This is a genomic window from Natrinema salinisoli, from assembly GCF_020405205.1.
Classification (GTDB): domain Archaea; phylum Halobacteriota; class Halobacteria; order Halobacteriales; family Natrialbaceae; genus Natrinema; species Natrinema salinisoli.
On sequence record NZ_CP084469.1, the window covers coordinates 1,820,850 to 1,847,402 of the forward strand.

28 protein-coding genes are annotated in these 26,553 nt (G+C 62.9%); 8 read left to right on the forward strand and 20 right to left on the reverse strand.

Annotation, left to right across the window (positions count from 1 at the left end; all coding sequences use genetic code 11):
- The first annotated feature begins 9 nt into the window (after positions 1 to 9).
- On the forward strand, positions 10 to 783 hold the full coding sequence (gene dph5, locus LDB05_RS08935) for a diphthine synthase (RefSeq protein WP_226007571.1): 774 nt from the start codon (positions 10 to 12) through the stop codon (positions 781 to 783).
- A gap of 172 nt (positions 784 to 955) precedes the next feature.
- Entirely contained in the window at positions 956 to 1,789 is an 834-nt protein-coding gene (locus LDB05_RS08940; RefSeq protein WP_226007572.1) for a hypothetical protein, read from the forward strand.
- Positions 1,790 to 1,827: 38 nt separating this feature from the next.
- Here LDB05_RS08940 and LDB05_RS08945 read toward each other — a convergent pair whose 3' ends face one another.
- From LDB05_RS08945 to LDB05_RS09015, 15 genes are all read right to left on the reverse strand, one after another.
- Positions 1,828 to 2,913, reverse strand: a complete 1,086-nt coding sequence (locus LDB05_RS08945) for an alpha/beta fold hydrolase (RefSeq protein WP_226007573.1) — start codon at positions 2,911 to 2,913, stop codon at positions 1,828 to 1,830.
- Positions 2,914 to 2,999: 86 nt separating this feature from the next.
- Positions 3,000 to 4,259 (reverse strand): MFS transporter, encoded by a 1,260-nt coding sequence (locus LDB05_RS08950; RefSeq protein WP_226007574.1) that lies wholly within the window; start codon positions 4,257 to 4,259, stop codon positions 3,000 to 3,002.
- Between the two features lie 79 nt (positions 4,260 to 4,338).
- Complete coding sequence (leuB, locus tag LDB05_RS08955) at positions 4,339 to 5,319, reverse strand: 3-isopropylmalate dehydrogenase (protein ID WP_226007575.1); 981 nt, start codon at positions 5,317 to 5,319, stop codon at positions 4,339 to 4,341.
- Between the two features lie 125 nt (positions 5,320 to 5,444).
- Complete coding sequence (locus tag LDB05_RS08960) at positions 5,445 to 6,359, reverse strand: DMT family transporter (RefSeq protein ID WP_226007576.1); 915 nt, start codon at positions 6,357 to 6,359, stop codon at positions 5,445 to 5,447.
- A 215-nt stretch (positions 6,360 to 6,574) separates the two neighbouring features.
- The gene (locus tag LDB05_RS08965) at positions 6,575 to 6,793 is read right to left on the reverse strand and encodes a HalOD1 output domain-containing protein (protein WP_226007577.1); all 219 of its coding nucleotides are present in this window, start codon (positions 6,791 to 6,793) and stop codon (positions 6,575 to 6,577) included.
- A 768-nt stretch (positions 6,794 to 7,561) separates the two neighbouring features.
- Positions 7,562 to 7,894 carry a DUF7344 domain-containing protein gene (locus tag LDB05_RS08970; protein WP_226007578.1) on the reverse strand — a complete coding sequence of 111 codons (333 nt, stop codon included), beginning with the start codon at positions 7,892 to 7,894 and terminating at the stop codon, positions 7,562 to 7,564.
- 358 nt (positions 7,895 to 8,252) lie between these two features.
- Positions 8,253 to 8,693, reverse strand: coding sequence for a retinitis pigmentosa GTPase regulator-like protein (locus tag LDB05_RS08975; protein WP_226007579.1), 441 nt, complete (start codon positions 8,691 to 8,693; stop codon positions 8,253 to 8,255).
- Between the two features lie 624 nt (positions 8,694 to 9,317).
- On the reverse strand, positions 9,318 to 10,112 hold the full coding sequence (locus LDB05_RS08980; RefSeq protein WP_226007580.1) for a hypothetical protein: 795 nt from the start codon (positions 10,110 to 10,112) through the stop codon (positions 9,318 to 9,320).
- 612 nt (positions 10,113 to 10,724) lie between these two features.
- On the reverse strand, positions 10,725 to 11,360 hold the full coding sequence (leuD, locus tag LDB05_RS08985) for a 3-isopropylmalate dehydratase small subunit (protein WP_226007581.1): 636 nt from the start codon (positions 11,358 to 11,360) through the stop codon (positions 10,725 to 10,727).
- On the reverse strand, positions 11,357 to 12,778 hold the full coding sequence (gene leuC, locus LDB05_RS08990; RefSeq protein ID WP_226007582.1) for a 3-isopropylmalate dehydratase large subunit: 1,422 nt from the start codon (positions 12,776 to 12,778) through the stop codon (positions 11,357 to 11,359). Before leuC ends, leuD begins: the two co-directional genes overlap by 4 nt.
- Entirely contained in the window at positions 12,775 to 13,059 is a 285-nt protein-coding gene (locus LDB05_RS08995) for a DUF7989 family protein (protein ID WP_226007583.1), read from the reverse strand. The genes leuC and LDB05_RS08995 overlap by 4 nt, the downstream gene beginning before the upstream one ends.
- A gap of 10 nt (positions 13,060 to 13,069) precedes the next feature.
- Positions 13,070 to 14,125: a ketol-acid reductoisomerase gene (gene ilvC / locus LDB05_RS09000; protein ID WP_226007584.1), complete on the reverse strand. Its 1,056-nt coding sequence runs from the start codon at positions 14,123 to 14,125 to the stop codon at positions 13,070 to 13,072.
- Positions 14,118 to 14,780, reverse strand: coding sequence for an acetolactate synthase small subunit (ilvN, locus tag LDB05_RS09005; RefSeq protein WP_226007585.1), 663 nt, complete (start codon positions 14,778 to 14,780; stop codon positions 14,118 to 14,120). The genes ilvC and ilvN overlap by 8 nt, the downstream gene beginning before the upstream one ends.
- 100 nt (positions 14,781 to 14,880) lie before the next feature.
- Positions 14,881 to 16,695 carry a biosynthetic-type acetolactate synthase large subunit gene (gene ilvB, locus LDB05_RS09010; RefSeq protein WP_226007586.1) on the reverse strand — a complete coding sequence of 605 codons (1,815 nt, stop codon included), beginning with the start codon at positions 16,693 to 16,695 and terminating at the stop codon, positions 14,881 to 14,883.
- Positions 16,696 to 17,018: 323 nt separating this feature from the next.
- Positions 17,019 to 18,314, reverse strand: a complete 1,296-nt coding sequence (locus LDB05_RS09015) for a LeuA family protein (protein WP_226007587.1) — start codon at positions 18,312 to 18,314, stop codon at positions 17,019 to 17,021.
- A 453-nt stretch (positions 18,315 to 18,767) separates the two neighbouring features.
- Here LDB05_RS09015 and LDB05_RS09020 point away from each other — a divergent pair, with 453 nt between their 5' ends.
- The 3 genes from LDB05_RS09020 to LDB05_RS09030 all read left to right on the forward strand — a co-directional run bounded on the left by LDB05_RS09020 (position 18,768) and on the right by LDB05_RS09030 (position 20,175).
- A complete protein-coding gene (locus LDB05_RS09020) occupies positions 18,768 to 19,223 on the forward strand; it encodes a ferritin-like domain-containing protein (protein WP_226007588.1) in 456 nt (151 codons plus the stop codon).
- Between the two features lie 329 nt (positions 19,224 to 19,552).
- A complete protein-coding gene (locus LDB05_RS09025) occupies positions 19,553 to 19,843 on the forward strand; it encodes a DUF5779 family protein (protein WP_226007589.1) in 291 nt (96 codons plus the stop codon).
- Between the two features lie 95 nt (positions 19,844 to 19,938).
- Entirely contained in the window at positions 19,939 to 20,175 is a 237-nt protein-coding gene (locus LDB05_RS09030; protein WP_226007590.1) for an AbrB/MazE/SpoVT family DNA-binding domain-containing protein, read from the forward strand.
- Between the two features lie 129 nt (positions 20,176 to 20,304).
- On the opposite strand, the gene LDB05_RS09035 is transcribed toward LDB05_RS09030, so the two are convergent.
- Positions 20,305 to 20,991, reverse strand: coding sequence for a VOC family protein (locus tag LDB05_RS09035; protein WP_226007591.1), 687 nt, complete (start codon positions 20,989 to 20,991; stop codon positions 20,305 to 20,307).
- 163 nt (positions 20,992 to 21,154) lie between these two features.
- On the opposite strand from LDB05_RS09035, the gene LDB05_RS09040 reads away from it, so the two are divergent.
- Complete coding sequence (locus LDB05_RS09040) at positions 21,155 to 21,838, forward strand: hypothetical protein (RefSeq protein WP_226007592.1); 684 nt, start codon at positions 21,155 to 21,157, stop codon at positions 21,836 to 21,838.
- A 74-nt stretch (positions 21,839 to 21,912) separates the two neighbouring features.
- On the forward strand, positions 21,913 to 22,335 hold the full coding sequence (locus tag LDB05_RS09045; protein WP_226007593.1) for a JAB/MPN domain protein-containing protein: 423 nt from the start codon (positions 21,913 to 21,915) through the stop codon (positions 22,333 to 22,335).
- Between the two features lie 32 nt (positions 22,336 to 22,367).
- Here the strand turns inward: LDB05_RS09045 and LDB05_RS09050 are convergent, their stop codons facing one another.
- Positions 22,368 to 22,577: a ribbon-helix-helix domain-containing protein gene (locus LDB05_RS09050; protein ID WP_207289379.1), complete on the reverse strand. Its 210-nt coding sequence runs from the start codon at positions 22,575 to 22,577 to the stop codon at positions 22,368 to 22,370.
- A gap of 227 nt (positions 22,578 to 22,804) precedes the next feature.
- Between LDB05_RS09050 and LDB05_RS09055 the strand changes: the two genes are divergently transcribed.
- Positions 22,805 to 23,134, forward strand: coding sequence for a DUF5789 family protein (locus LDB05_RS09055; RefSeq protein WP_226007594.1), 330 nt, complete (start codon positions 22,805 to 22,807; stop codon positions 23,132 to 23,134).
- Between the two features lie 105 nt (positions 23,135 to 23,239).
- Here LDB05_RS09055 and aglJ read toward each other — a convergent pair whose 3' ends face one another.
- The 3 genes from aglJ to aglF form a co-directional block, all read right to left on the reverse strand.
- Positions 23,240 to 24,247 (reverse strand): S-layer glycoprotein N-glycosyltransferase AglJ, encoded by a 1,008-nt coding sequence (aglJ, locus tag LDB05_RS09060; RefSeq protein WP_226007595.1) that lies wholly within the window; start codon positions 24,245 to 24,247, stop codon positions 23,240 to 23,242.
- A 95-nt stretch (positions 24,248 to 24,342) separates the two neighbouring features.
- Positions 24,343 to 25,632, reverse strand: coding sequence for a UDP-glucose 6-dehydrogenase AglM (gene aglM / locus LDB05_RS09065; RefSeq protein WP_226007596.1), 1,290 nt, complete (start codon positions 25,630 to 25,632; stop codon positions 24,343 to 24,345).
- Positions 25,633 to 25,727: 95 nt separating this feature from the next.
- Entirely contained in the window at positions 25,728 to 26,462 is a 735-nt protein-coding gene (gene aglF, locus LDB05_RS09070; RefSeq protein ID WP_226007597.1) for a UTP--glucose-1-phosphate uridylyltransferase AglF, read from the reverse strand.
- Between the last annotated feature and the right edge of the window lie 91 nt (positions 26,463 to 26,553).

The following is a 26,553-nucleotide window of genomic DNA, read 5'->3' on the forward strand; positions in this document are numbered from 1 at the left end:
CGACCGCCTATGCTCACCTTCATCGGCCTCGGTCTCTACGACGAGCGCTCGATCACCGTCGAGGGCCAGGAGGCGCTCCGGGCGGCCGACCGCGTCTACGCCGAGTTCTACACCAGCAAGCTGATCGGGACGACGATCGACGACCTCGAGTCCTTCCACGGTTCCGAGATCGAAGTCCGTGACCGTGCGGGCGTCGAACAACATCCCGAGGATATGCTCGAGGCTGCCGAGACGGAGGACGTGGTCTTCCTGACGGCGGGTGATACGATGATCTCGACGACGCACGTCGACCTCCGGCTGCGGGCCCACGACCGCGGGATCGAGACGCGCGTGATCCACGGCGTCACCGCCCAGACGGCCACCAGCGCGCTGACCGGGTTGCAGAACTACCGGTTCGGAAAAGCGACGACACTACCGTTCCCCTACGCCACCGGCGCCGACGGCCTCCCCGCGAGCGTGACCGAGACGATCGACGACAACCGCGCCGACGGGCTACACACGGTCGTCTACCTGGATATCAAAGCCGACCGCGAGGAGTACATGACCGCCGACGTCGGTGCCGAGTTGCTCGCCGAGGAGTATCCCGATCTCGTGGGCGTCGTCGTCGCCCGCGCGGGCAGTCCAGACCCGCTCGTTGAGGCTGGGACGATGTCGGAACTGGCAGACCGGGACTTTGGCGACCCGCTCCACCTGCTCGTCGTTCCGGGCGAGTGTCACCTGCTCGAGGCCGACGCACTCGTCGAGTTGGCTGGGGCGGATCGTGACGCGCTCGATATTGATTGACACCGAACGAGATCTGTTGCGAGCTCGATACCGTCGATCGAGGGCGATTCCTCGCTGAACGGCCGACGGACCGCTTCCCGACCTCCACTTGCGACGTTTGACCGTGGAGGAGCACACTTCGATCGGAACAAGGGGCCGGCATATTTACGATCCGAGTGGGAAACAGTGGCCTATGAGCGGTCGGGAGGTCACTGACGGGTCGACCGACCCGGACGGTTCGGAGACGGCGAGCGGTGAAACCGATCTCGACCGGGAGACCATCGAGCTGGCCCGCGAGGAGCTGCGGACGACGTTCGAGTATCAGGTCGCTCGAATTCAGGAGATAGACGAGAAGGCGATCGAGATCCTGAAGGCGAACCTCCTGTTGATCGGCCTCGTCGTCACCGGCGGTTCGATCGTCGTTCAGACCGAACTCGACGTCGTCCCCTTCGTCAATCTCTTTACCGTCATCAGCGCGCTCCTCCTGTTGGTTTCGACGGGGCTCGCCGGGGTGACGTACACGGCTTCGAACCTCAGAGGGGGTATCGACGGCGATGCGGTCGACGTCGCGCTCGCGACGGCTCGAGCCGACCCCGCGGCCGACGGGGACCGGTTCGAGGTGCGACTGCTACGGAGCTACGGAGAGTGGATCGAGTACAACGCGCGGGTGACGGCCGTCAACGACATGTTCGCGACGGTTACCGTCCTCATGGTGATCGCCGCCTTCGTCTACGTCGTCGCCGGGATCGGCATCGGTGTGCTCAGCCCATCGATGTCAGTCTCGGTTGCCGCCTTTCTCGTCCTCTCGATCGTACTGACATGGCTCGGCGGCTTCGCATACTACATGGATCACCTCGGAGCGAGCGACGAGCACTGGGAGGGCACGTTCGACGGCGTCAGGATCTCGAAGGGCGTGACCCGGAAACGCGGGCTGTCGACGCTTCGGGCGATGCGCAGCGAAGGTACGACCGACGAGATGGAGGAGGAGCGGGACGACGCGGCTTCGATTCGAAACGCGAACTCCTAACGGAACCCTCGGAACGCGGCGATATCACCGCGGGGTCTTCAGCCGCGCAGGACGGACTCGAGCCGATCCAGAAAATCGCCAGGCACCTCGAGATGCGGTGTGTGCCCCGTGTTCCCGAAGACGACTTCCACGAACTCGCCGCCGCGGTCGGCGTAGGTCTCGAGGACTGCGCGGGTCTGGTCGACCATCGGCTGGGGCGGGAAGACATCTTCGCCGGGCCAGTCCGGGAGTTCGCCCATGCGACCGAGCGTTCCGAGATCGAACAGCGAGGCGTTCGAGACGATCTGGTCCGAATCGCCGCGGATCCACAACACGGGCGGTTTGTCGTCGGGATCGATGTCGGTGATCGTCGCGAGGTCGCAGTATTTCGGCGAGATCGCGTTGTTCACTCCGCGTTCGCCCGGGGCGACGCCGGGCCAGTTGTCGCTGGGTTTCGAGGAACCCGGGTAGTTCCCCTCGCCGGTCGCCGTATCGATCATCCCCGTCAGATACGACTCCTCGCGGTCGTCGTCGAACTCGTGGGTCGGATCGACGTAGTAGGTTCGGAGCACCTTCCGCGGCGACGTCTCGCCCTCCTCGCTCCGGTCGTGATCCGCGAGGCCCGCGACGAACGCGTCGTTGCCGATCCCGCCGCCGGAGCCAGCGTAGTCGTCGAAACAGGCCGTTCCCTCCGTGTCTTTCGTTCCGCCGAAGCCGTACGGCGAGAGCGGGTTGACGAGCACCAGATCGGCCACGTCTCCTGGGTGATCGATCGCGTACCGCATCGCGACCCCGCCGCCGTTCGACCAGCCCACGAGAACGAGCGGCGTCTCGAGGTCGAGCTCCGTCACCAGTTTGTGAATATCGGCCTCGAAATCGCCGAGCCCGTTCGTGGCGTCGACCGATTTCGTCTCCGAATCCCCGTACCCCCGGAGGTCGGGCGCGATCGCGCGGTGACGAGCCGGCAACTCGGCCAGCACGTCCTCGAAGAACCGCGAGGAAGAGACGTTGCCGTGGAGGAAAACGATCGTCCGACCGTCCTCGTCGGCCCGACCGCTTCCGCCCGACTCGAGGTAGTGGGTCTCGAGGCGGTCGGTGTCGACGGTTCGCGAGTCGACCCCGGCGAGGGTGTCGTCTCGGGTCATGGCCGCCGGTACGACGGCTCCCGTGATAACTCTCGGGCCGGTACCTGATCTCCGAGCAGCTCGGACGAAACGACGACGGTCACCCGTCAGTCGTCCGCCGTGACGCCGTCCCGGGGCCGACGTCCGGAATGGCGACGGAGCGCCCCGCCGACGAGAGCGGCGACCGCGGCACAGGCAGCGACGACGGCGAACAGCGCCGCGGGGGTCGATCGCGTCAGGATGAGACCGGCCAGCGACGATCCGATCGCACCGACGCCGAAGATCGCCGTGTACGTGTAGCCGAAGGAGAGTCCCCTGGCGTCGGCCGGCGCGTAGGTCGAAATCGCCTCCTGATTGATCGGCGCGATCATGAAAACGAGGAATCCGAGGATTCCCGCGACGACCAACAGCGGGGCGAGGCCCGCGTTCGTCGACGGAACGAACGCGAGCGCGACGACGACCAGTGCGGCGTAGCCGCCCACCAGCACGGTCTCGAGTCGTGCGCGATCGACGAGCTTGCCACCCACGTACTGGCCGATCCCGCCGACGAGCAGGAGTCCCGAGTAGACGTACTGGCTGGGCTCGAACGAGCGGCCGGCGAGCGGGACGGGATCGAACAGCGGCAGGTCGGCCAGGATGTCCGGCAGGAAGGTGAACGTCGCCCGGTAGTAGACGCCGTAGAGGATGCCGATCGCGAAGACGAGACCGAAACCGACGGTGAACAGCCGCCGCGAACTGGTGAGAAACGTCGCGAGACTGCGCGGTCCCTCCCGATCGGTGGCGGCGACGTCCGCACCGCGAGCCGAACTCCCCGCGGTCTCGTCGAACTCGAGTCGCGCCCCGACGACCACCGCGAGGAGAACCGGCACCAGGAGCGCGGCGGCGACGGCTCGCCAACCGACGAACGCCAACAGCACCGCCGCGAGCAGCGGACCGGTCGCGACCCCGACGTTGCCCGCAGCGCCGTGGTACGCGAACGCGGTGCCCCGTTCTTTCGTTCCGCGGCTGAGCAGGGCCAGCCCAGCGGGATGATAGAGGCTCGCCGCCGCCCCCCACAGCACCAATCCGATCGTCAGGACGGCGACGTTCGGGGCACCTGCGACGACCGCGAAGGCTGCGCCCATACCGAGCAGACAGACGAGAATGAGTCGCTTGGAACTGTACCGGTCGGCGAGTAGCCCGCTCGGGAGCGCGCCGACGCCGATCAGTGCGTAGCTCGCGCCCACCACGGCTCCGAGAAACGCGGTCGTCGTCGAGAACGCCTCGAGCCAGCTGACGACGAAAATTGGGATCACCAGCTCGTAGGTGTGGAACATCGCGTGGCCGAGCATGGCGAACGCCGTTACGGCTCTGTCGTTGCGGTCCATGGTCAGTTCAGCACGTTTACGGGACAACAGCTGTCTCAATTCCCGAACCGTCGGGGTACAGACTCGAGCGCGGTATCGCCTACAGCCGATCGATGATCGCGTTCGTCACGTCTTCGGTGGACGCGTCCCCGCCCAGATCCGGCGTGCGCGGGCCGTCCTCGAGCGTCGCCTCGACGGCCTCGTGAACGTCCTCGCTCGCCTCGTCGTAGCCCAGGTACTCGAGTAGCATCGCGGCGGAGATGATCGTCGCGGCGGGGTTCGCGACCCCCTGGCCGGCGATGTCGGGCGCGGTGCCGTGAACGGGTTCGAACAGAGCGCGGTCGGGACCGATATTCGCGGACGGGAGCAGGCCCAGCCCGCCGACGAGGCCGGCCGCGAGGTCCGAGAGCACGTCGCCAGCGAGATTGGGGCAGACGATCACGTCGAACTGCTCGGGGTCGAGACAGACCCGCGTCGCGAAGGCGTCCATCAGCACTTCGTCGGTCTCGACGCCGTTGTCGTCGGCGACCCGCTTGACCGTATCACGGAAGAGGCCGTCCGTCTCGCGCATCACGTTGGCTTTGTGAACGATCGAGAAACCGTCGTGTTCGTCGCCGGCGACGTAGTCGCAGGCGAAGTCGGCGAGCCGTTCGGAGGCCGACTCCGTGACGACGCGGGTCAGCGTCGAGACGTCCTGCGTCAGTCGGTCCTCGTGGCCCGCGTAGACGCCTTCCGTGTTCTCCCGGAGGAAGATCAGATCCGTCTCGGGTCGGACGGCGTCGACGCCCGGATACGCCTTCGCCGGACGAACGTTGACGAACGAATCGACCGCCGTCCGCAGCGGCAGGATGACGTCCGCGGCCGTCTCGCCGGCCGCACCGAACAGCGTCGCGTCCGCCGATGCTGCCAGGTCGTAGGTATCCTGGGGCAGCGCCTCGCCGGTCTCCGCTTTGACCGCATCGCCGGCGTCCGCCTCGACGAACTCGAAGTCGATGTCGAGGGCCTCGAGAACGTCGACCGCAGCGGGTGTCACTTCCTGCCCGATCCCGTCGCCCGGAATAACGGCGATTTCGTGAGTCATGCCCGTACATCGACGTGGGGGTGAAAAGAGGGTATCGATACCGGCGCTGAGAGGTCTGTCGCTGGTGGGGTGACTCGACCGTCAGCTATCGGTCTCGAGTCGGGGTACGCCGCGCCGGCCGGGGATCAGGGACTTCCGACGCCCGTGGAGAACCCAACCGCATCGGCGATCGCGCGCCGCTTGAGCAAGGCGAAGCCGACGGCGACCAGCCCGAAGCCGGCGACGGTGAGCAGCCCGATCGTCTCGTCGAGCAGGAAGACACTCGCGACCGTCGCCACGATCGGCACCAGGTAGCCGATCAGCGCCGCCTCGAACGCGCCGTGTTCCTCGAGCACCCGGAAGTAGATCAGGAACGCGATGGCGGTCGCGAAGACTCCGAGGTAGAGCAGGGCGCCGATCGAGACGGGACCGATCATATCGGCGGTCGGCAACTCGTTGGTTCCGAGGCTGACGGTGTGCAAGACGAGCCCGCCGACGAGCATCGACCAGCCGACCAGCGGCAGCCGGTCGATGGTCGGGCCGGCCCGCTGGATCAGAACGCCGCCGAGGGCGACGCTGCAAACCTGTCCGACGATGAGCAATCGAGCGCCGGTCCCGCCGGCGAGGAGGTTCCCGGGATCGGGCTGGATCACGAGGCCGACGCCCAGAAAGCCGATCGCCGCGCCGACGGCCCCCAGCGGAGAGAGCCGCTCGCCCAGCAGCGGGATCGCCCACAGCGCGGTGACGATCGGGACCAGCCCCTGCAAGATGGCAGCGACGCCGCTCGGGACCGTCTGCTGGCCGAGAAAGAGGAGGCCGTTGCCGGCGATGAGGAATACGCCGCCGCCCGCGATAGCCGCCAGATCGTTTCGCGCGGTCGGCCGCCAGTCGTCGACCGTGAGGGCCGCCGCGGTCAGCAACAGGACCGCCGCGATGTCGTACCGGGCGGCCGCGAAGAGCAGCGGGGGGAGGTGCTCGAGACCGACCGAAATCGCGGGGAACGAGAACCCCCACAGGACGGCGAGCAGCAGGAAGAGCCCCGCATCGAGGTATCGAGACATACCCGTACTTGGGGTGTGTTTCCGAAGTATCTCGCGATTTCGAGGCGGCCCGCCGGTACTGCATGGGAGCGGACGACCCCAGCCGAGACGCCACTATCGCGGACACGGACGACGGTCACTGTGCCCGAAAAATCACTGCCTCGGATGGGGCTCTGACACTGTGTAAACCCGACTCGAGGGAAACGGGTAGTCGTCCGGCGATTCAGACAGACCCGTTACTGAGCCCCGTTGATCACCGTCACCTCGTCGGGATCGGGGCCGAGTTCGATGCGGTAGTCGCCGTACGCGAAGCGAACAGAGACGTTCCCGTTCGACTCGAGGACGGCGGTCAGCGCCTCGGGATCGACGGCGTCGTACAGCGGCGGCAAGGCCGATCGATCGCAGCCCTCACGGGCCGCGATACGTCTCAGTGCCGTGGCGAGTGCTGGATGCATGGTGATCGATAGGGAGTTCGAAGACCGTCGTCGCGAACGCCGTTCCACAGTCCGGACACGTAGCCGGGTCGTCCGTTGTCGCGATACGGATGTCGGTACCACAGTCGCAGTGGATGGTAATTCTCGAGACCATGTGTTGTTCGGTTGCAGGCCCCGACACAGCGAAACACAATCCAACGAGCGCGCCAGTCGCAGCTGCGATTAGTTGGCGGGACGTCGGCACATCTTTATTTCGCCGATGTCAATGGTGGATTGCTCCCGCTACGCGGGGGCGGTAGTTGAGCCGGAGTGTTTGGGTGATGCTGATCACTCCGGCTCGGCGCACTTTCGTGCGCATCTGTGCGTTACGGAACCAACCCTAAAGAACGTTAGGATATTGACTTGTTGGGCCAGAATCGTCGTTCCGGGGATGTGAGTTTCTACGAGCGGAATGCGCAATGTGCCTACAGAGGATATCCATCCCTGAACTATCGATATTCCATTTTCTCGAGTCTGTATAGGAGGGAACGAACGAGACGATGCTTGAGCGATACGTACAGGGCGAGCAGTTATGGGAACATACCTCAATATCTCCGTGAATTGTCAACATTGACTTGCTGAATATAGAGGATGGATTTAGCATGGGATGTCCGATGAGTTCTGCCTTTTGGTACCGACCCAACAGCTATGTCCAATACGTACCACCATCATTGCTGGTCGAGTGAGGTAATCAACGCATCTCGGGGAAGTCACTACGAAACCGTATCTTGGCAAGCAAAATCGGAGTAATTAGCTATCTTCTGGTTGCTCGATGACTCTGGCGATCGTAACGAGTGCGTCAATCTCTGGGGAGGTGCCTTCTACTTGAATAACTCCCTGTTCGGGCTGGTACTGAACGAATTCAACTTCAGCCGTTTTTGGTAGGTGGCGGTGCTGGAGCTCGACCTTCAGGGCATCAACTCCCTCCAGAACATTCTGTGTTGGTGGATCGTCTTCCCAAGTTCGAATAGTTTCAGCAAGTTTATCTACCGACACTGGGCCGCTTTGTTCGTGTAGATAGTAGAGGACGTATCTCCGTCGTTCATCACTGAGGAGATCGAAAACAGTATCTAACGTGTTCACTGGTAACAATACGCATTCTGTAGGTTTAAACCCGCTGTCTGCTATTAAACACGATAGATCGTAACTAACGTCATCAGACAGTTTACGGATTCCTGATGAACCACGATTCCATCTCTATTAGCCGTGCTGCATTCGCGCTGTGTATGCAGCACGCTCGCAGAAACCTACCCAGATTCTGTTAGAAGTCACATGCTGACTACAGAGAATGAGTTCAGCAATACGGCTTCGTTTGTTTCGCGCTGAAGCCAATGAACCAGCCGATCAGTAAACCTGCTTACTGCGCACATTCAATATCGACATCTCGGGAGTTTCCTGTTGTAATATAGTCTGATGGACACTTTCTACTATTGTTTCCTCATCAGTTATTTCGACTGTTTCTTCCCCTTTTCCCCATCTTTTCTCTCGCGTCCCCACCATCCTCTTCTTCTTCTTCGATCATTTCACCAGTCTCCTCATCGTCGTCTCGTAGCGTCCCGCCTACTTCATCGCCACCTTCTTCGACAGCTTCAGCTGTCTCCTCACCACTTTCTTCGACCATCTCGCCGGCTTCCTCACTACCTTCTTCGAGCTTCTTGCCCGCCTCTTCGAGAATTTCACCCGCCCCTTTGAGCATCTCAGCTGCCTCTTCACCACTTTCTTCGACCATCTCACCGATCTGTTTACTTCCCCCTTCGATCTGATCGCTGACTCCCTCGCTGGACTTTCTAATTTGATTGGCGACGTTCTCCGTCGTCCCCTCCGTCTTTTCTGCTACTTTTTGACCACCCTTCTGGGCTTGATCAGCCGCACCGTGGGTCATTCCCCACGTACGACTTTTGATCGTGTCAGTGACTCCATGACTCTGCTTTGAGGAGGTATCTCTCTCAGAACGGACCTTTTCGCTTACTGAATCAAACCAATCTCGGAGTACGTAACCAAGGCCGATGAGAGTGGTACCTGAATTAGACGGGAACGAGATCTCGCCTTCTCAGTAGTCATTCTCTCTTCATCGCTGGTCGCCACTTCCTCCTCGATCCTCCTTTGCTCTTCGTGTCTGGTCGTTCGCCCGTGTAGAGGGGTCGTGTCTGGCTTACTTGACATCAATTAATATAATTGCTCCCTACAGAGAGTAAGCTTCGGCCAGCACCAGCAAGTTGAAAAATTCCGGCTGAATTGTTATTATTCTTTAAATAGTATGTGGTGATAATAGAAGATATGGAGTGCATACGAGAGATAAACGCGCGTTCATTTGGTAGAAGACTGTCCGGTGAACAGGGGACTCAGATAACGACCAGCCAGTGAACTAACTACAGTCTAACAGGAACACCGTGCTGAACGTAGAAGATGCGTTCAACACAGAGGCTTCGATTGTTTCGCGTCAACGACGAGGACAACTGCTCACCTACTTACTGCGAACATTCGATATCGACATCTCGGGAGTTTCCTATTTTGATAGAGTCTGACGGATGAGTTCTACTATTCTTTCCTCATCAGTCATTTCGACTATTTCTTTCCCGCCGTCCCCCATCTTTTCTCTCGTGTCCCCACCATCGTCTTCCCCTTCTTCGCGCATTTCGCCAGTCTCCTCATCGCCTTCTCGGCGTGTCCCGTCTACTTCATCGCCGCCTTTTTCGACCATCTCAGCTGTCTCCTCACCACGCTCTTCAAGCATCTCTCCTGCCTCTTCACCTCTTTCTTCGACCATCTCGCCGGTCTCCTCACCCACCTCTTCGACCATCTCACCCGCCTCTTCACCTCTTTCTTCGACCATCTCGCCGGTCTCCTCACCCGCTTCTTCAACCATCTCACCGATCTGTTTACTTCCCTCTTCGATCTGATCGCCGAGCCCCTCGCTGGACTCTCTAATTCGGTTGGCCACATTCTCCGTCGTCCCCTCCGTCTTTTCTGCTACTTTTTGACCGCCCTTTTGGACTTGATCAGCCGCACCGTGGGTCATCCCCCACGTACGACTTTTGATCGTGTTAGCGACTCCGTAACCCTGCTTTGAGGAGCCATCCCCGTCAGAATTGAGCTTTTCGCTTACCGAATCAAACCAATCTCGGAGCACGTAACCAAGGCCGATAAGTGTGACTACTTCGATTAGACGGGGACTAGATTTCCCCTTCTCAGTAGTCTTTTTCTCCTCATCGCTGGTCGCCATTTCCTCCTCGCTCCTGCTTCCCTCTTCGTGTCCGGTCATTCCCCCGTATGGAGGGGTCATGTCTGGCTTATTTGACATCAAGTAATATCACTGGCACCTACAGACAGTAGACTTCGGCCAGCACCAGCAAGTCGAAAAAATGGCGGCTGGATTGTTATTCTCCAAACAGTATGTAGGGAATGATAGAAGGTATAGAGCGCATACGAGAGACAAACGCGTGTGTTCACTTGGTAGAAGACTGTCCGGTCTGAACGGGGGACCGACGTACCGCTGGTTGGCCAATTAGTGAGCAGAACACGCTATGCATTGACCATTCACTCTTCCATATTGATTGCTTCTCAGCTCGTGCCACATTCGCGCCCTGTATTCAGCACAACTCCCCAGACATCATCTGAAGGTGATAGAAATTCCGGTGCTCACTTCGCAGATGAGATCACCGAGGAAATTCACAGATTTCCTCTCCATAGCACTCTAGAACGTAAGAATACATCCACACGGAGTCCCAGATTACGAAACTCGAGGTCTCGTATCTCATCACGAACACGATTCGACCGTGTTCAGATCGTCGCTGTCGACGTCACGGTGGCTACTTCGCTCGAGCCACCCCGAGAAAAGACGATCCTAGTCCACTCGAGTCGACTAGAATGCGTATCGATCAAAAACCGCACTCGAGCGGGTCGAAGAATCAGGCTATTCGGCGTCGGGAATCGCCGCGTCGTCGACGTAGGGCAGTTCTCGAGCCTTGTCGCGGACCGCGCCGGCGTTGGACTTCATCAGCGCCGTCGTGTCCCAGACGCCGTCGACGAGGGCCTTGCGCTGGGCGTCGTCGACGGTGACGTCGATCGTCGTGTCGCCGTAGGTCACTTCTTCGGCCTCGACGTCGATGTCGATCTCGCCGTCGGGGTTCTCGTCGACCCAGTCTTGCAGGGCCTCGATCGTCTCGCTGTCGGCCGTGACGGTCGGGATGCCGAGCGCCAGACAGTTGCCCGCGAAGATCTCGGCGAAGCTCTCGCCGATGATCGCGTCGATTCCCCAACGCATCAGCGCCTGGGGCGCGTGCTCGCGGGAGGAGCCACAGCCGAAGTTCGAGTTGACGACCAGTACCGAGGAGTCCTGATAGCGTTCCTCGTTGAAGGGGTGCTCCTTCTGGTTATCGTCGTCGTCGAACCGCAGATCGAAGAACGCGAACTCGCCCAGTCCGTCGAAGGTGACGACCTTCATGAACCGCGCCGGGATGATCTGGTCGGTGTCGATGTCGTTGCCGCGGATCGGGACGCCCGAGCCGGCGACGTAGTTGACTTCCGGAATCTCGACTTCGTCCGTCACGCGAGGTTCACCTCCTTCAGGTCGCGCACGTCAGAGACTTCGCCGGTAATCGCTGCGGCCGCGACCATTCGGGGGCTCATCAGCACGGTCCGCCCATCCTTCGATCCCTGCCGGCCGACGAAGTTCCGGTTCGAAGAGGAGGCACAGGCCTCGTCGCCCTCGAGCTGGTCCTCGTTCATGCCGAGACACATCGAACAGCCGGCGTTGCGCCACTCGAAGCCGGCCTCCTCGAAGGTGTCCTTGAGGCCTTCCTCCTCGGCGGCTTTCTGGACGCGCTGGCTACCGGGGACGACCATCGCGCGGACGTCGTCGTCGACTTCCCGTCCCTCGACGATCCGGGCGGCGCGTCGCAGATCCGGCAGGCGGGCGTTCGTACAGGAGCCGAGGAAGGCCACGTCGATATCGTAGCCCTCCATCGTCTCGCCGGGCTCGACGCGCATGTGTTCCTGTGCGCGTCGAGCGGTGTCCTGCTTCTCTTTCGGAAGGGACTCCGGCTCCGGGATCGGATCGGAGATGCCGATCCCCTGCCCGGGCGTGGTCCCCCAGGTGACGACCGGCTCGAGCTCGTTCGCGTCGATGTGGACGACGTCGTCGTATTCGGCGTCCGCGTCGGAGCGAATGGACTCCCAGTACGGCTTGAGTTCGTCGAACTTCTCCGGGTTCTCCTGGAAGTAGTCCGTCTCCTTCATCCACTCGTAGGTAGTCTCGTCGGGGTTGACGTAGCCCGCGCGAGCGCCGCCCTCGATGGACATGTTACAGATCGACATCCGCCCTTCCATGCCGAGGTCCTCGATGGCCTCGCCGGCGTACTCGTAGACGTAGCCGACGCCGCCTTCCGTTCCGAGCCGGCGGATGATCTCGAGGATGACGTCCTTCGCTTCGACGCCGTCGCCGAGTTCGCCGTCGACCTGGATCTTGCGGACCTTCTGTTTCTCCATGGCGACGGTGCCCGTCGCGAGCACGTCGCGGATCTGGGAGGTCCCGATGCCGAAGGCGAGCGCGCCGAAGGCACCGTGGGTCGAGGTGTGGGAGTCCCCGCAGACGATCGTCTTGCCGGGCTGGGTGATCCCCTGCTCCGGTCCGATGACGTGGACGATCCCCTGATCGCCCGTCGTCGGGTCCGAGAAGTCGATGCCCGCCTCGCGGACGTTCTCCTCGAGTTCGGCCATCATCTCCTCGGCCGCGTCCTCTTTGTAGGGACGGGACTGATCGGCCGTCGGGACGATGTGGTCGACCGTCGCGTGGGTCAGCTTCGGGAAGGCGACCTCGAGGTCGCGCTCGCGGAGCATGCCGAAGGCCTGCGGGCTGGTCACCTCGTGGATGAGGTGGAGGCCGACGAACAGCTGGTCCTGTCCGGTCGGCAGCGTGGTGACTTTGTGTCGATCCCAGACCTTGTCGTACAGTGTGCCCGTGCTCATTCCTCTACTACCGTGTCGCTATCGGAGCGTCGTCCGTGTTCGGTTCCCCGCTCGAAGACGCGGTTCGCGTCGTCGGCTTCCTTCGGCGGCGTGTGATCGACGTCGCGCATCGTCCCTTCGGTATCGGTGCTCTCGGTCTCGTCGGCCGCGGTCGCCTCCGGTTCGCCCCCGTCGGCGGCGACGATCGGTCCGCGATTGAACAGCCGGCCGGCCGTTTCCCCGGTGTAGGGATTGGTGTGGCTGACGTCAGCCATCGTGTCTGTGTTGTCGTTTTCTGTCATGGGTTCGTCCTCAGTCGTCCGCTTGCACTTCGACGGATTCGCTTTCGTCTTCCGTCTCGTCCTCCTCGGCCCACGCGAACAGGTCGCGCAGTCGTTCGCCGACCTCCTCGATCTCGTGGTTCTTCTCGGCCTGCCGAAGCTGGTTGTAGCTCGGGCGACCCGCCTGGTTCTCGAGGATCCACTCGCGCGTGAACTCGCCGTTCTGAATCTCCTCGAGCGTCTCCTCCATGTTCTCCCGGACGTTCTCGTCGACGATGCGGTCGCCCCGGCTCAGCCCGCCGTATTCGGCGGTGTCGGAGACGGAGTCCCACATCTCGGCGTGGCCGCCTTCGTACATCAGATCGACGATCAGCTTGAGCTCGTTGAGACACTCGAAGTAGGCGATCTCCGGCGAGTAGCCGGCGTCGACGAGCGTCTCGTAGCCGTGCTTGACCAGCGAGGTGACGCCGCCACAGAGGACGGCCTGCTCGCCGAAGAGGTCGGACTCGACCTCCTCCTGGAAGGTCGTCTCGATGACGCCCGCACGGGTACAGCCGATTCCCTTCGCGTACGCGAGGGCGCGTTCGTCCGCGTCGCCCGTCGTGTCCTGGTAGACGGCCAGCAGACCCGGCGTCCCCTCGTCGTTCTCGTAGTTCCGGCGGACGAGGTGGCCCGGACTCTTGGGCGCGACCATCGTCACGTCGACGTCCTCCGGGGGCTCGATCTGGGCGTAGTGGATGTTCAGCCCGTGGGCGAACTGCAGCGTGTCGCCGGCCTCGAGGTTGGGCTCGATGGCGTTCTCGTAGACGTCCGCCTGCACGGTGTCGGGCACGAGCACGGAGACGTAGGACGCCTGGGAAACCGCGTCGGCCGGCGTCGTGACCGTCAGCCCGTCCGCTTCGGCGGCCGATCGCGAGGACGATCCCTCGCGAAGGCCGACGACCACGTCGACCCCGCTCTCGTGGAGGTTCAGCGCGTGGGCGTGGCCCTGGCTCCCGTAGCCGAGGACGGCCACGGTGTCGTCGTCGAGCGTCGATACGTCCGCATCGTCGTCGTAATAAATGTCGGTGGTGAATTCGTCAGTCATCGTCAGCAACCTGTGAGTGGTGTCGCTCGTGGTTCGCCTCGTCGGCGGACTGTGCCGTCGAACTGGCCGCGGTCTGGTCGGTCCCGCGGGCCAGCGCCGTCGTCCCCGTCCGGGAGATCTCCCGAACGCCGAACTGGCTGAAGGTGTCGATCGCGGCCTCGATCTTCTGGCGCGCGCCGGTCACTTCGATCGTCGCCGTCTCCGGACTCGAGTCGACGGTCTTGCCGTCGTACATGTCCGCGACGGCGGCGACCTGATCGGGGCGCTCGGCGTTGACCTTGATCAGCGCGAGTTCCCGGCGCATCGCGTCGGGCTCGAGCTCGCGCACGGAGATGACCGCCACGAGCTTTCGGAGTTGTTTCTCGACCTGATCGATCCCCGGATCGGGTTCCTCGACGACGATCGTGATTCGCGCGCGATCCTCGTCTTCCGTGGGGCCGACGGTCAGGCTCTCGATGTTGAACTGTCGCCGCGAGAACAGTCCCGAGACGTCCGAGAGCACGCCGGGTTCGTGTTCGACCAGCGCCGAGATGACGGTGCGTCGGGGCTCGTGGGTCGCTTCGACCTCGGGGTCGATGCGAATGCCCTGCTTGTTGCGCCGTCCCGCGGGGGTCGGTCGCTCCTCGGGTTCGGGGCCATCGAGTCCGCGCTTCATGCGAAACACCTCGTGGTTCGCTGAACGTAGTGAAGCGAAGCTCGAGACGGCGAAGCCGTCTCGGTGTTTCGGTTGCAGTCGGACGCGGTTTGTCCAACGGTCATAATTGATCCTCCGCCAGCGCGAACTGGCCGTTGTCGCCGCCGCTCGGCACCATCGGGTAGACGTTCGCGTCGGGATCGATGTGGACGTCGATCACAGAGGGGCCGTCGTACGCGACGGCTTCCTCGATCGTGTCGGCGACCTCGTCGTAGTCGTCGATCCGGAACCCGCGCGCGCCGAAGGCCTCGGCGAGCTTGTCGAACTCGGGCATCCAGTCGTAGTCCGACGCGGAGTGACGGCCGTCGAAGAAGGCGTCCTGCCACTGTCGGACCATGCCGATGTACTCGTTGTTGAGCACGGCGACGGTGATGTCGAGATTCTCGCGAACGGCGACCGACAGGCCCTGGAGCGTCATCAGGAACGAGCCGTCGCCGTCGACGCAGATGACTTCCTGATCGTCGTCGGCCGCGAGCCGCGCGCCGATCGCCGAGGGCAGTCCGTAGCCCATCGCGCCGAGGCCGTGACTCGAGACCCAGGTGCGAGGCTCGGTGTAGGTCCAGTACTGGCAGGCCCACATCTGGTGTTGGCCGACGCCGGTCGTGACGATCGCGCGGTCGCTCGTGGCTTCGTCGAGCGCCTCGACGACGAATTCGGGTTGAACCGGCTCGTCCTCGGGCGCGTCGTAGGCCATCGAGTAGTCGGATTTCCACTGCTGGCACTGCGCGCGCCACTTCTTCGCTTCGGGCGAGGTGTCGACGGCCTCGCTCAGCTGCTCGACGACGGTTTCGGCGTCCCCGACCAGCGGGTAGTCAGCGTGGATGTTCTTCGAGATCTCCGCGGGGTCGATGTCGACGTGGATGACCTCCGCGTCGGGCGCGAAGGTCTCGATGCCGCCGGTGAGGCGGTCGTCGAATCGCGTTCCGATCCCGATCAGGGTGTCACAGTGGGTGATTGCCATGTTGGCGTACCCGGTGCCGTGCATCCCCGCCATCTCGAGGGACAGCTCGTGATCCTCGGGGAACGAGCCGAGCCCGGGCATCGTCGTGATGACCGGGATCTCGTGTTCGATGGCGAACTCGCGGCAGGCCTCGCTGGCCTCGCCCTTGATAACGCCGCCGCCGAGCATCAACACCGGCCGGGCGGCGTTTTCGATTCGCTCGGCCGCGGCATCGACGATCTCCGGGTCGGCCCGTTCCTGCACCTCGTAGGTGTCGGGCACCTTCGGAGCGTCAGGCTCTCGGTCCGTCTCGCCCTTGGTGATGTCTTTCGGCAGATCGACCAGGGTCGGCCCCGGTCGGCCCTCGCCGGCGAGCGCGAACGCCTCGCTGACGTCGCTGCCGACGGTGTCCGAGTCGCTCGCGAACGTGTTGTCCTTCGTGATCGGCGTCGTGACGCCGGTGGTGTCGGTCTCCTGGAAGGCGTCGTTCCCGACGAACTCCGTCGGGACCTGGCCGGTCAGCGCGACCATCGGATCCGAGTCCATGTCTGCGTCCGCGATGCCGGTGACCAGGTTGGTCGCGCCCGGCCCCGACGTCGCGAGGCAGACGCCCGGCTCGCCGGAAACGATGCCGTAGGCGTCGGCCGCGTGGGCCGCGCCCTGTTCGTGGGCCATCGTCACGTGGCGGATGTCCGAGTCGTACAGCGCGTCGTAGACGGGCATGATCGCTCCGCCCTGCACGCCGAAAGCGTACTCGACGCCCGCGTTCTCGAGTGCTCGGACGACCGACTCGGCACCCGAAGTGACGGGTTCCGGTCCCTCGGACTCGGTCTCCGCGGCGTCCTCGGTGGCCGCGTCGGGCGCGGCGCTGTCGGTAATTTGGTCGTCGTCCTGTTCCTCTTCCGCTGGCGGAACCTTCGCTGCGCGTTCGCTCATTGGCTATCTCCCGCCGTTTGCTGGCGATCGAGTGGTGTACGGTAGTGTGTCATCTGGTGGATCGGTGATCGCTCGAAGAACGATGCAATTCGGGTCCGACGGCTACGAAGTACTGAGAGTGGGGCTAGAACGCCCCTACAATACGAATCGGAGCGAGCGCGCTGTTGCCGACCGTGCGAACGCGAGCCGACAGTGGAGCGCGGACCGTCATTATTGGTAGTGTAGCTCCCTCGAGGATCATAATCCTTACGAGTCGCGCGGTCCCGAGCGCCCGAGTGCGATAGGCGGTGCTCGCGGACGGGAGCAAACGGGGAGGACATCCCTCAGATCCGCACCTCCTCCTCCTCGTGCTGACGCTCGATATCAGCTTCCTCGGCGAAACGCTCGAGGTCGTCGACCGTGACCCGGCGCTTCTCGGCCCCGTAGTCTTTGACGCGGCGGGTGACTGCCCGGACCTGGTCGTCCGTTGGCTCGAAGCCGCGCTCGACGAGTCGCTCGCGGACCGAGTGCGTTCCGGTGTGTTTCCCCATGACCAGTCGGCGTTCGGCACCGACCATCTCGGGAGTCATGACGCCGGGTTCGAAGGTGTCGGAGTTCTCGATGACGCCGGCGGCGTGGATGCCGCTCTCGTGTGAGAAGGCGTTGGCACCGACGACGGGCTTGTTGCCCGGCGTGTCCATGCCGCTTTTCTCCTCGACGAGGTTCGAGAGCTCGGTGATGCGCGTCGTGTCGATACCGGTATCGCACTGGTAGAGCGACTCGATGGCCATCACGTACTCCTCGTAGGCGGCGTTGCCGGCGCGCTCGCCGATCGAGTTGACCGACACCTGCGCCTGCGCTGCGCCCGCTTCGACGCCGGCCAGCGCGTTGGCGGTGGCCAGCCCGAAGTCGTCGTGGGTGTGGACGTCGACCCGCGCGTCGGTGTGGGCACAGACCTTCTCGATCATGGCCCGGAATCGGGTCGGCGTCGCGACGCCGCAGGTGTCGGGAATGTTGATCCAGTCGGTTCCCGCCTCGGTGACCGCTTCGATCACGTCGATCAGGAACGCCTCGTCGGTTCGCGTCGCATCCATCGGCGAGAACATACAGGTCACGCCGGCGTCTTTGATGCGCTCGACCGACTCGACTGCGCGCTGTACGACTTCCTCCCGGGTGGCGTGCATCGAATCCTCGATCTGGACGTCGCTGGTGCTGACGAACGTGTGAACCATCTCGACGCCGGAATCGAGGGCCGCCTCGATGTCACCGTCGACGACGCGGGCTAACCCGCAGGTCGTCGAACTGGTGGACGAAGCGATATCACGAACGGCCTCGAACTCCGCGTCGGAGTTGACGGGGAACCCGGCCTCGATGACGTGGGTTCCCATCTCGTCCAGAACGGACGCGATCTGCCGTTTGTCGTCGTAGGAAAACGATGTGCCGGGCGACTGTTCGCCGTCCCGGAGGGTCGTATCGAAGACACGTGCTGACTCTATTTCGTCAGTGGAATCTAACGTGCCCTGGAAGAACTCGACCCCCCTGACTGTTGTCAGAGGATGGGCTGTCTTGTGAAGACATTGTATCTGAACCCGAGGTGCGACGTTATATATAAACCTATCGCTGTGGGCGGTACTGTTCATCGTTTGCTACTGTCACGATTGGTCGTATCGATAGAAAACCGCAAGACAGCAACGGCATATTATTCGACAGTATATCCTAATATTGTCTAGGATTCGTCGAGCGATCGGTTCGATGATCGACGATCCGACGCGAAGAACCGGCGATTCGGTCCCCATCGGCTCGCTCGAGCGCTGGCGCGCGGTCGTCGATCGACGTTCGGTCACTGCGGACGGCTCTCGAGCGATCGAAATTCGATATTCGCTTGGTATCGCGAATTTATTGGATACGCGTCCATTGCTCGCGGTTGGATCGCACGGACCGACGCGAGGGCGGAACGGAGTCGACGATATCGACACTGCCGCGACTCACGATAGTCACGACGAGCGCTCAGTCGGTCGACCGGGTGGAAGCCGATCGGACGATGCGAGTACGTGTGTCAGCATTTTATACGCGGTCGTGGTACGACGGTGCGCATGACGACCGACGAGATCACAGACCTGCTGACCGGCGCGTACATCGACGAACTCGAGACCGTGATGAACTACCAGACCAACGCGATCGTCCTCGACGGAATCCACGCCGAGGAGGTCAAAACGAGCCTCGAGGAGGACATCCAGGAGGAACTCGACCACGCGCGGATGCTCGGCGAGCGCCTGAAGCAACTCGACGAATCGCCGCCGGGCTCGGAGTCCTTCGAGGCCAACCAGCACAGCCTCCAGCCGCCCGAAGACACGACCGACGTCCAGTCGGTCATCGAGGGGGTCCTCGAGGCCGAAGAGGACGCCATCGAGACCTACCGGTCGCTGATCGAGGCCGCGACCGAGGCGAACGATCCCGTCACGGAGGACGTGGCGGTGACGATCCTCGCGGACGAGGAGGCTCACCGGACCGAGTTCCGCGGGTTCCAGAAGGAGTTCCCGATGGACTGAGTAGTCTGAATTCGCAGTTTCCGCGAGCGAACGAATGCGCGGCGCTTCGAGCCGCGAGTCTGTTAGCAGGCGGGTCAAGGAATAGCATCCGCGAGCGAACGGAGTGAGCGAGCGGGCCGACGACCGATGTGGAAGGCGCTCGGAGAGCGCCTGAAACGGAGGGAAGAGTGCTTTTGATCAACCTTTTGCCGAGTGCGGTCGCGAAGCGACCGCACGTGGTTCGAGACGCCTTTGGCGTCTCGTCATCACGAGAGAGCGGAGCTCTCTCGAACGACAGCGCAAAAGGTTGATGCCGAACGTTTTTCTCGTCCCGGTTCGACCCACCCGGTATGAGCGACTTCGACCTCGACCTTCGGGCCGTCGAGGAACACATCGACGACGAACTCGAGCTCGAAGGGAGCATCATCCTCGGCGTATTGGACGGAGAAACACCGGCCGACGAGTGGCTCGAAGCGATCTCGAAGGGGAACGTGCTGGTACTTTGTGTTGAGGGCGATGTCAACGAGCTGGCTGCCGGATTCGCACGGGATGTCAGGGAAGCGGACGGAAACCTCGTCCACTTCCGGGGCTTTCTGCTCGTGACGCCGCCGGGCGTAGACGTGAATACGGACCGGCTGTGACGACGGACGGAAAGCGAGTAACGCGGTTCGGCGGTGACGCGGTACCCGCTCGGTGCCGTCGAAGCGGTTGTGTTTTTCCCACTAAACGTGGGATCATGGTCACGGTCGATTCGAAAGGGCGAGTCGTTCTCCCGAAAGAGGTACGGAATCGCCTCGGGATCGCGCCGGGAACCGAAGTCGAAATCCGCGAGGAGAACGGAAAGACGGTCGTCGAACCGGAAGACGATCCCGGCCGGATCGTCGACGATCTCGAACGGCTCGACGGAGTGGCTACCGAAATAGTGCTCTCCGGCGGAGAGGTCGAAACGCTGAACGAGTATCTGGGTTACTGATTTCGACCGTCCGTCTCCCGAGGCGACCCGTCTGGTGTAATTCACGTACCGCCGTGCGGTTCGGTCCACGAATTCGGGCTTCCTTCTCCACTCTCGTCCCTGTCCGACGTGGCACTCATACCGGCGAATTCATCCCTCGGTGAACGTCAGAAAGTGACCGTCCGGATCGCGAACGACGACTTCCTCGTCACTCTCCCGCTCGAGTGATCGGACCCGATCGCGCACCGCTTCAAGCGCCGCTCCGGGATCGGCCGTCTCGAATCCCAGGTCGACGTGGACGCCGCCGCGGGCGTCGGCGATGCCCAGATGTGGTTCCCAGAGCTCGAGGGCCATCGGTCCGTGGAGCCGAATCCGCTTGCGGCTATTACCCTCGTCGACCGTCTCGAAACCCAGATCCTCGTAGAACTCCCGTGCACGGTCGAGGTCTTCGACCTCGAGAACGACTTCGAAGATCCCATCGATTCCCGGGCCGGCGACGTCCTGCTGGCCGAGTTCGACGCAGTTCCCGTCGGGGTCGTACAGGTACAGCGATCGCGCGGGACCGAACTGCGCTTCCTCGAGATCGTACTCGCGACTGAGTCGGTCCCACCAGTCCTCGTACTCGGATTCGGGAATCGAAAACGCGTAATGAGTATGCAATCCCCCGCGCGGAAAGCCGTCGGGGCGGCGGAGCAGGAGGTCAGTCTCGCCGGCCTCGAAAGCGAGTTCGTCGGCCCCGCGTTCGCGGACGGTCAGTCCCAGCCGCTCCTCGTAGAACTCCCGCGCCGGCTCGAGGTACTTGGCCTCGAGCGCGAGCCAGGCTAACCCGGTTAGCATATGGGAACGTACGCGAAGCGGGTGCATAGAAGCGTCGCCGAGGACGCCGCCGGAGGAATTGATCGCACAGCGGTCGATAGTCCATGCGCCGGTCCGCTACAACGCCCAACCACCGACGCGCCGTTCACCCACGCTTATGGGGTTACATTACGTAACCGTCTGTATGAGTTCACGTGCCGACGAGCGGCCAAGTGATTTCGAGGAGATCGACCGATTCGACGGCGGCGTCGGCTGGATCGCCTATCCGGACGAGACGATGCGACGCGCCAGTCACGCCCTCGAGATCGACGGCGACGTCTGGGTGTTCGATCCCGTGGATGCAGCGGGAATCGACGAGCTCTTCGCGGAGTTCGGCGACGTCGCCGGCGTCGTCGTCATGCTCGATCGACACAAGCGCGACGCCGCCGCCATCGCGGATCGCCACGACGTTCCGGTGTACATCCCCGAGTTCTTCGAGGGAGTCAGCGAGGACCTCGACGCGGCGGTCGCCCGCTTCAGCGACGAGCTCTCCGACACCGGACTTCAGGCGTTTCCCGTGATCGACAACCGCTTCTGGCAGGAAGTCGCGCTCTACAACCCCGCCGACGGAACGCTCATCGTCCCCGAAACCGTCGGCGCGGTCGACTACTTCTTGGCCGGCGGCGAGACGCTCGGCGTCCATCCAATGTTGCGGCTGAATCCGCCCCGAAAACCGCTCCGCGGCGTCGCTCCGGAACGGGTGCTCGTCGGTCACGGACCAGGTGTCATGGCAGATGCATCGCGAGCACTCGAGGACGCACTCGCCGGCTCCCGCAAGCGAACCCCGCGACTGTACGCGGAGATGGCCCGGGGCCTGCTCCCGGTCTGACGAGACGACCGCCTCGATTCGGATCCGACTACAGTGGGCATACATCTAACTGCTAGCCACCCCAAACCACTCCTGTGGTCTACGTAACCCGCGGACTCGTCGACGTCCTACTGGACCTGGCCAGCGATGCCGACCCGAGCGACGTGACGACCGGCGTCTCCGTCACTCCCGCGAGCGAACTCGAGGGTGCGGATGGCCTCCCCCCTGAAACACCGGTCTTTACCGACTTCTTTCTCCCCGATCCGGGCAACTCCGTCAACGCGGTCTTCGGCGTCGATCTGTCCACGCCGGCCGGGCAGACGCAGGGACGGTTCGTCTCTCACCCCGTCGGCGAACTCGAAGTGACGCGGCGGGACGATCTGGCACAGGTCGTGTTCGTCGCGGTCCCGCCGTGGACGGTCGGAGAGGACACCTTCGCCGCGTTCGATCGAAGCGGCGAGCGCCAGCCGCTCGAGATCGTCGACGCGTCGCCGCCGGGCCAGTCGCTGTCGGACTGAACCGACCGATATCGAGGCGGGCGACGGGTCACCTACTCGAGGTAGCCCAGGCCGCGGAGCTGTTCGGTGATCTCTTCGAACTCCGCTTCGGTGAGTTCCCCTTCCTTCTGGTGCTGGATGACGATGCTCCGGAGCAGAAATCGGACGAGGTCGCTCGTGCTCTGGAAGCTCGTCCCCTCGATGGTTTCGTCGACGCGATCCGCGAGGTCCTTCGGGATCGATACGGTGGTGTACTCGGTCATATGCCACACTCCGTCGCGGTCCTCAAAGGAGTGTCGACGGGGCGACGGCTCGCCCCCGCGTTCGATAACGTGCTCGAGTCCGGTGTTCGATACACGGCCGTAGTCTCAGCGGACAAAACGTCCGTGTTCCCAGCGGTCACCACACGTTGCCGATCGATCCGTGCAACGATCGTGAATACTCGTCCGCCTCCACAGCCATTTTTATATCCGGCTCCGTAGCGAGAGGTATGGGAGTCCGGCCACCATCGAGCGGAGACGACGAGGAACCCGACAGCATCGAGTTCGGTATCGCTGCCGTCGACGCCCATCTCAAGAAGTCCGACCTCTCCTTTCCGGCCACGAAAGACGACGTCAGGGCCGAGATCGGCCACGAACGCATCCCGTACGACGTCCACGGAAACGAGGTCCCGCTGGGCGAGATGCTCGCCGAAGTCCCGACCGAGCAGTTCGATTCTCGGCAGGAACTGTTGAACGCACTCCACCAGCCTTTCGAGGAGTACCGTCGGAACAACTCGAACGGCGTCGTCGCGCAGGTTCGCGCACTGTTACCCTTCTGAAGTCGACTTCTGGCGACTGTCCGCTGTTCGGTCCAGTCGATACCCGTTTCCGACTCGTTCGACCAGGCTCGCATCAGCGGGTTCTCGAGCCGCGCGCGAGCGATGTCACTCGTTTCGGTCGTCTCGAGCGATCCGCTCGAGGCGGCGACGCTGCTCGCGGTGTAACGTGACGAGCATATCCGAGAGGACGCCGAACATGAGCAGTTGGACGCCCAGCAGGATCGAAGCCGCCGAGGCGAGAGCCATGACTTCGTGACTCTGATGGTACTGAACCCACTCCCAGAGGACGTACATTGCGATGAGACTCCCCGAGAGGATGCCGGTCACGCCGAGACTGCCGAAATAAAAGAGGGGATTGTTCGTCTTTGCCAGCGAGTACAGCGCGAGCAGGATCGTTCCGCCGTCTTTGACCGGGTGGAGGTTCGTCTCCGACTCGTCGGGTCGCGCGCTGTAACTGACCGGGACGACCGTGGTTTCGACGCCGTGTTTGACGCATTCGACTGCGAGTTCGGTTTCGATCGTGAACCCGTCCGAGTCGAGCGAGAGCCGTTTGAACGACTCCACGGTAAACGCCCGGTAGCCCGACAGAATGTCCTCGTAATTCGCCCCGTGAACGAACCCGAACGCGCGATTTATCATCCGGTTCCCGAAGCCGTTCAGGGCTCGCATCGCATCGTCGTCCATCTCGGCGAATCGATTGCCGATCACGTGTTCGTACCCGCGAGAGAGCGGTTCGAGCATCGTGTCGGCGTCTGCGGGATCGTAGGTTCCGTCGCCGTCGAGCATCAAGACGTACGGGACGGTGATGTACTCGAGCGCTTCCCGGACCGCCTGGCCCTTGCCGTCACCGGACTGGACCAGCACGTCCGCGCCGTGGTCGCGAGCGATCTCACGGGTCCCGTCGGTCGAATCACCGTCGACGACGACGACGTTCGTGTATCCCTCGTCGTAGAAGCCCTCGATCACGTCGGCGATCGTGGCCGCCTCGTTGAGCGTCGGGATGAGAACGCAGACGTCGTCGGGCGAGATTTCGTCGGTCTCCTCCGAGACGGCGATCGTCTCTCCGCCATCCGAGAGACCGCTCGAGGCCGTGCGAACCGCATCGTCTTCCATCGGGCACTACTCCCCCACCGAACTGCAAAAGGCTACTGATTGACCGGTGGTGGGAGTTTGCGACACCGGTCCGTCCACCGTGAGTCGGTCGATCGCTACCAGGTCAGTCCCTCGTAGACCTCGAGGGCGTCCTCGTCGACATCGATCCGTCGACCGTCGACCAGGACCCGACGGGCCATGCCGTCGAACGAGAGCTCGTTGAACTCCGGCCAGTCGGTCGCGACGACTGCGCCGTCCGCGCCCTCGAGCGCGGCCTCGGCGGAGTCGGCGTACTCGATGTCGGGATAGTCGGGCCGCACGTTCTCGATCGCGACCGGATCGAAGGCGACGACGTCCGCACCGCGATCCGTCAGGTGATCGATCACGTCGAGCGCGCGCGACTTGCGGACGTCGTCGGTGCCGGGCTTGAACGACAGTCCGAGGACCGCGATTCGGGCCCCCTCGAGGGTGACGTGGTCCTCGAGCAGGTCGACGAGCCGTCGTGGCTGGGCGTCGTTGACGGTAACCGCCGCGTCGAGGAGTGCCGGTTCGTACTCTTGATCGCGAGCCCCGGCCCGCAGGGCGTTGACGTCTTTGGGGAAACACGAGCCCCCCCATCCGAGGCCCGACCGCATGAATCGCTCCGAGATCCGATCGTCGAGACCGACCGCCTCGAGTACCTCGTACGCGTCCGCGTCGTACTCCTTCGCGATGTTGCCCAGTTCGTTGACCAGCGAGACTTTCGACGCGAGGAAGGCGTTGTTCGCGTATTTGATGAGTTCGGCCTCGCGAACGTCGGTCTCGACGAGATCCGTTTCCTCGCGATCCAGGATCGGCGCGTACAGTTCGCGGAGCGTCTCGGCCGCCCCGTCGCTCGACGTTCCGAGGACGATCTTGTCCGGCCCGAGGAAATCATCGACCGCGGTCCCCATCCGGAGGAATTCCGGATTCATCGCGATCTCGAGCCCGTCGCCGATCGCGGTTCCGGATTCCGCCTCGAGGATCGGGCCGACGACGTCCTCGGTCGTGCCGGGCAGGACCGTACTCTTGACGACCACGAGGTGCTCGCCGTCCTTGTCGGCGAGCGCGCGGCCGAGCGATTCCGCGCCGGCCTGCATGATCGCGAGGTCGAGGCTGCCGTCCTCGGATTGAGGCGTCGGCAGACAGAGGAAAGTGACGTCCGTCTCGCGAACGGCGTCGTAGTCCGTCGTCGCACGGAGATTCGAGCCGGCGTGGTCGGCGATTCGTTCCGCGAGACCCGACTCGTGGATCGGAGCCTCGCCGGCGTTTATCGCCTCGACGATGTCCTCGTCGATTTCGATGTTGATCACGTTGTGGCCGATATCCGCGAGACAGGCGGCGACGGTGGTGCCGACGTAGCCGCTGCCGACGATGGAGACGTTCATAGAATTTGCAAGGGAGGGTGGTGATTAGTCCCTTTTGGGTTTCCGTCGAGTCAGTGGCCAGTTCGAGAACCGGCCCGTCGATCGAGGGATAGTCGCTACTGTTCGACCGGCTCGGGCTCTTTCTCGGTGAGTCGCTCCTCGGCGCGGTCCCTGTCCTCGGGGTAGCCGACGTCGATACGCCAGCCGTCCATCCGGATCGCGTCAATGGTGCGGCCCGACTGAATGAGCAGATCGATCGCGTCCGGCAGTTCGTACTCGCCGCGCTCCGACGGCTGAACGAGGTGACAGGCGTGGAAAATCTCGGGCGTGAACGTATAGAACCCGGTCATAACGAGGTTCGACGGTGGATCCTCCGGTTTCTCCATCACTTCGACGATCTCGCCGTACTCGTTGGTGTCGAGAACGCCGTACCTCGAGGCTTCATCGTAGGGAACTTCTTCGACGAGAAATGCGGCGTCGGCGCGCTCTTCTCGCTGGCGGTTGATCACGTCGCCGAGGTTCGCCCGGAAGACGTTGTCGCCCAGCATGAGCATGAAGTCGTCGTCGATGTGTGGCTCCGCCTGGAGGATGGCGTGAGCGAGCCCGAGTTGTTCGCGCTGATGAGCGTAGGTGATCGGGACGCCCTCGTACTCGTCCCCGTAGCGTTCGATGATCTTCTCTTTCATGTAGCCGACGACGAGAACGAACTCGGTCGCACCGATCTCGATGAGGTTATCCATGACGTCCTCGATGAGCGGTTTGCCGTCGACTTCGACGAGGACCTTCGGCTTGTCTTCGGTGAGCGGCCGGAGGCGGGTTCCCTTCCCCGCTGCTAAAACTACTGCTTGCATAGACAGCCAGTCGAACGAGCGGGACAAATACTTTGGGTGACGGCGGTGGCTGCGTTCGGCTGCACTAGACTCAGCGTTCAACGACTATCGA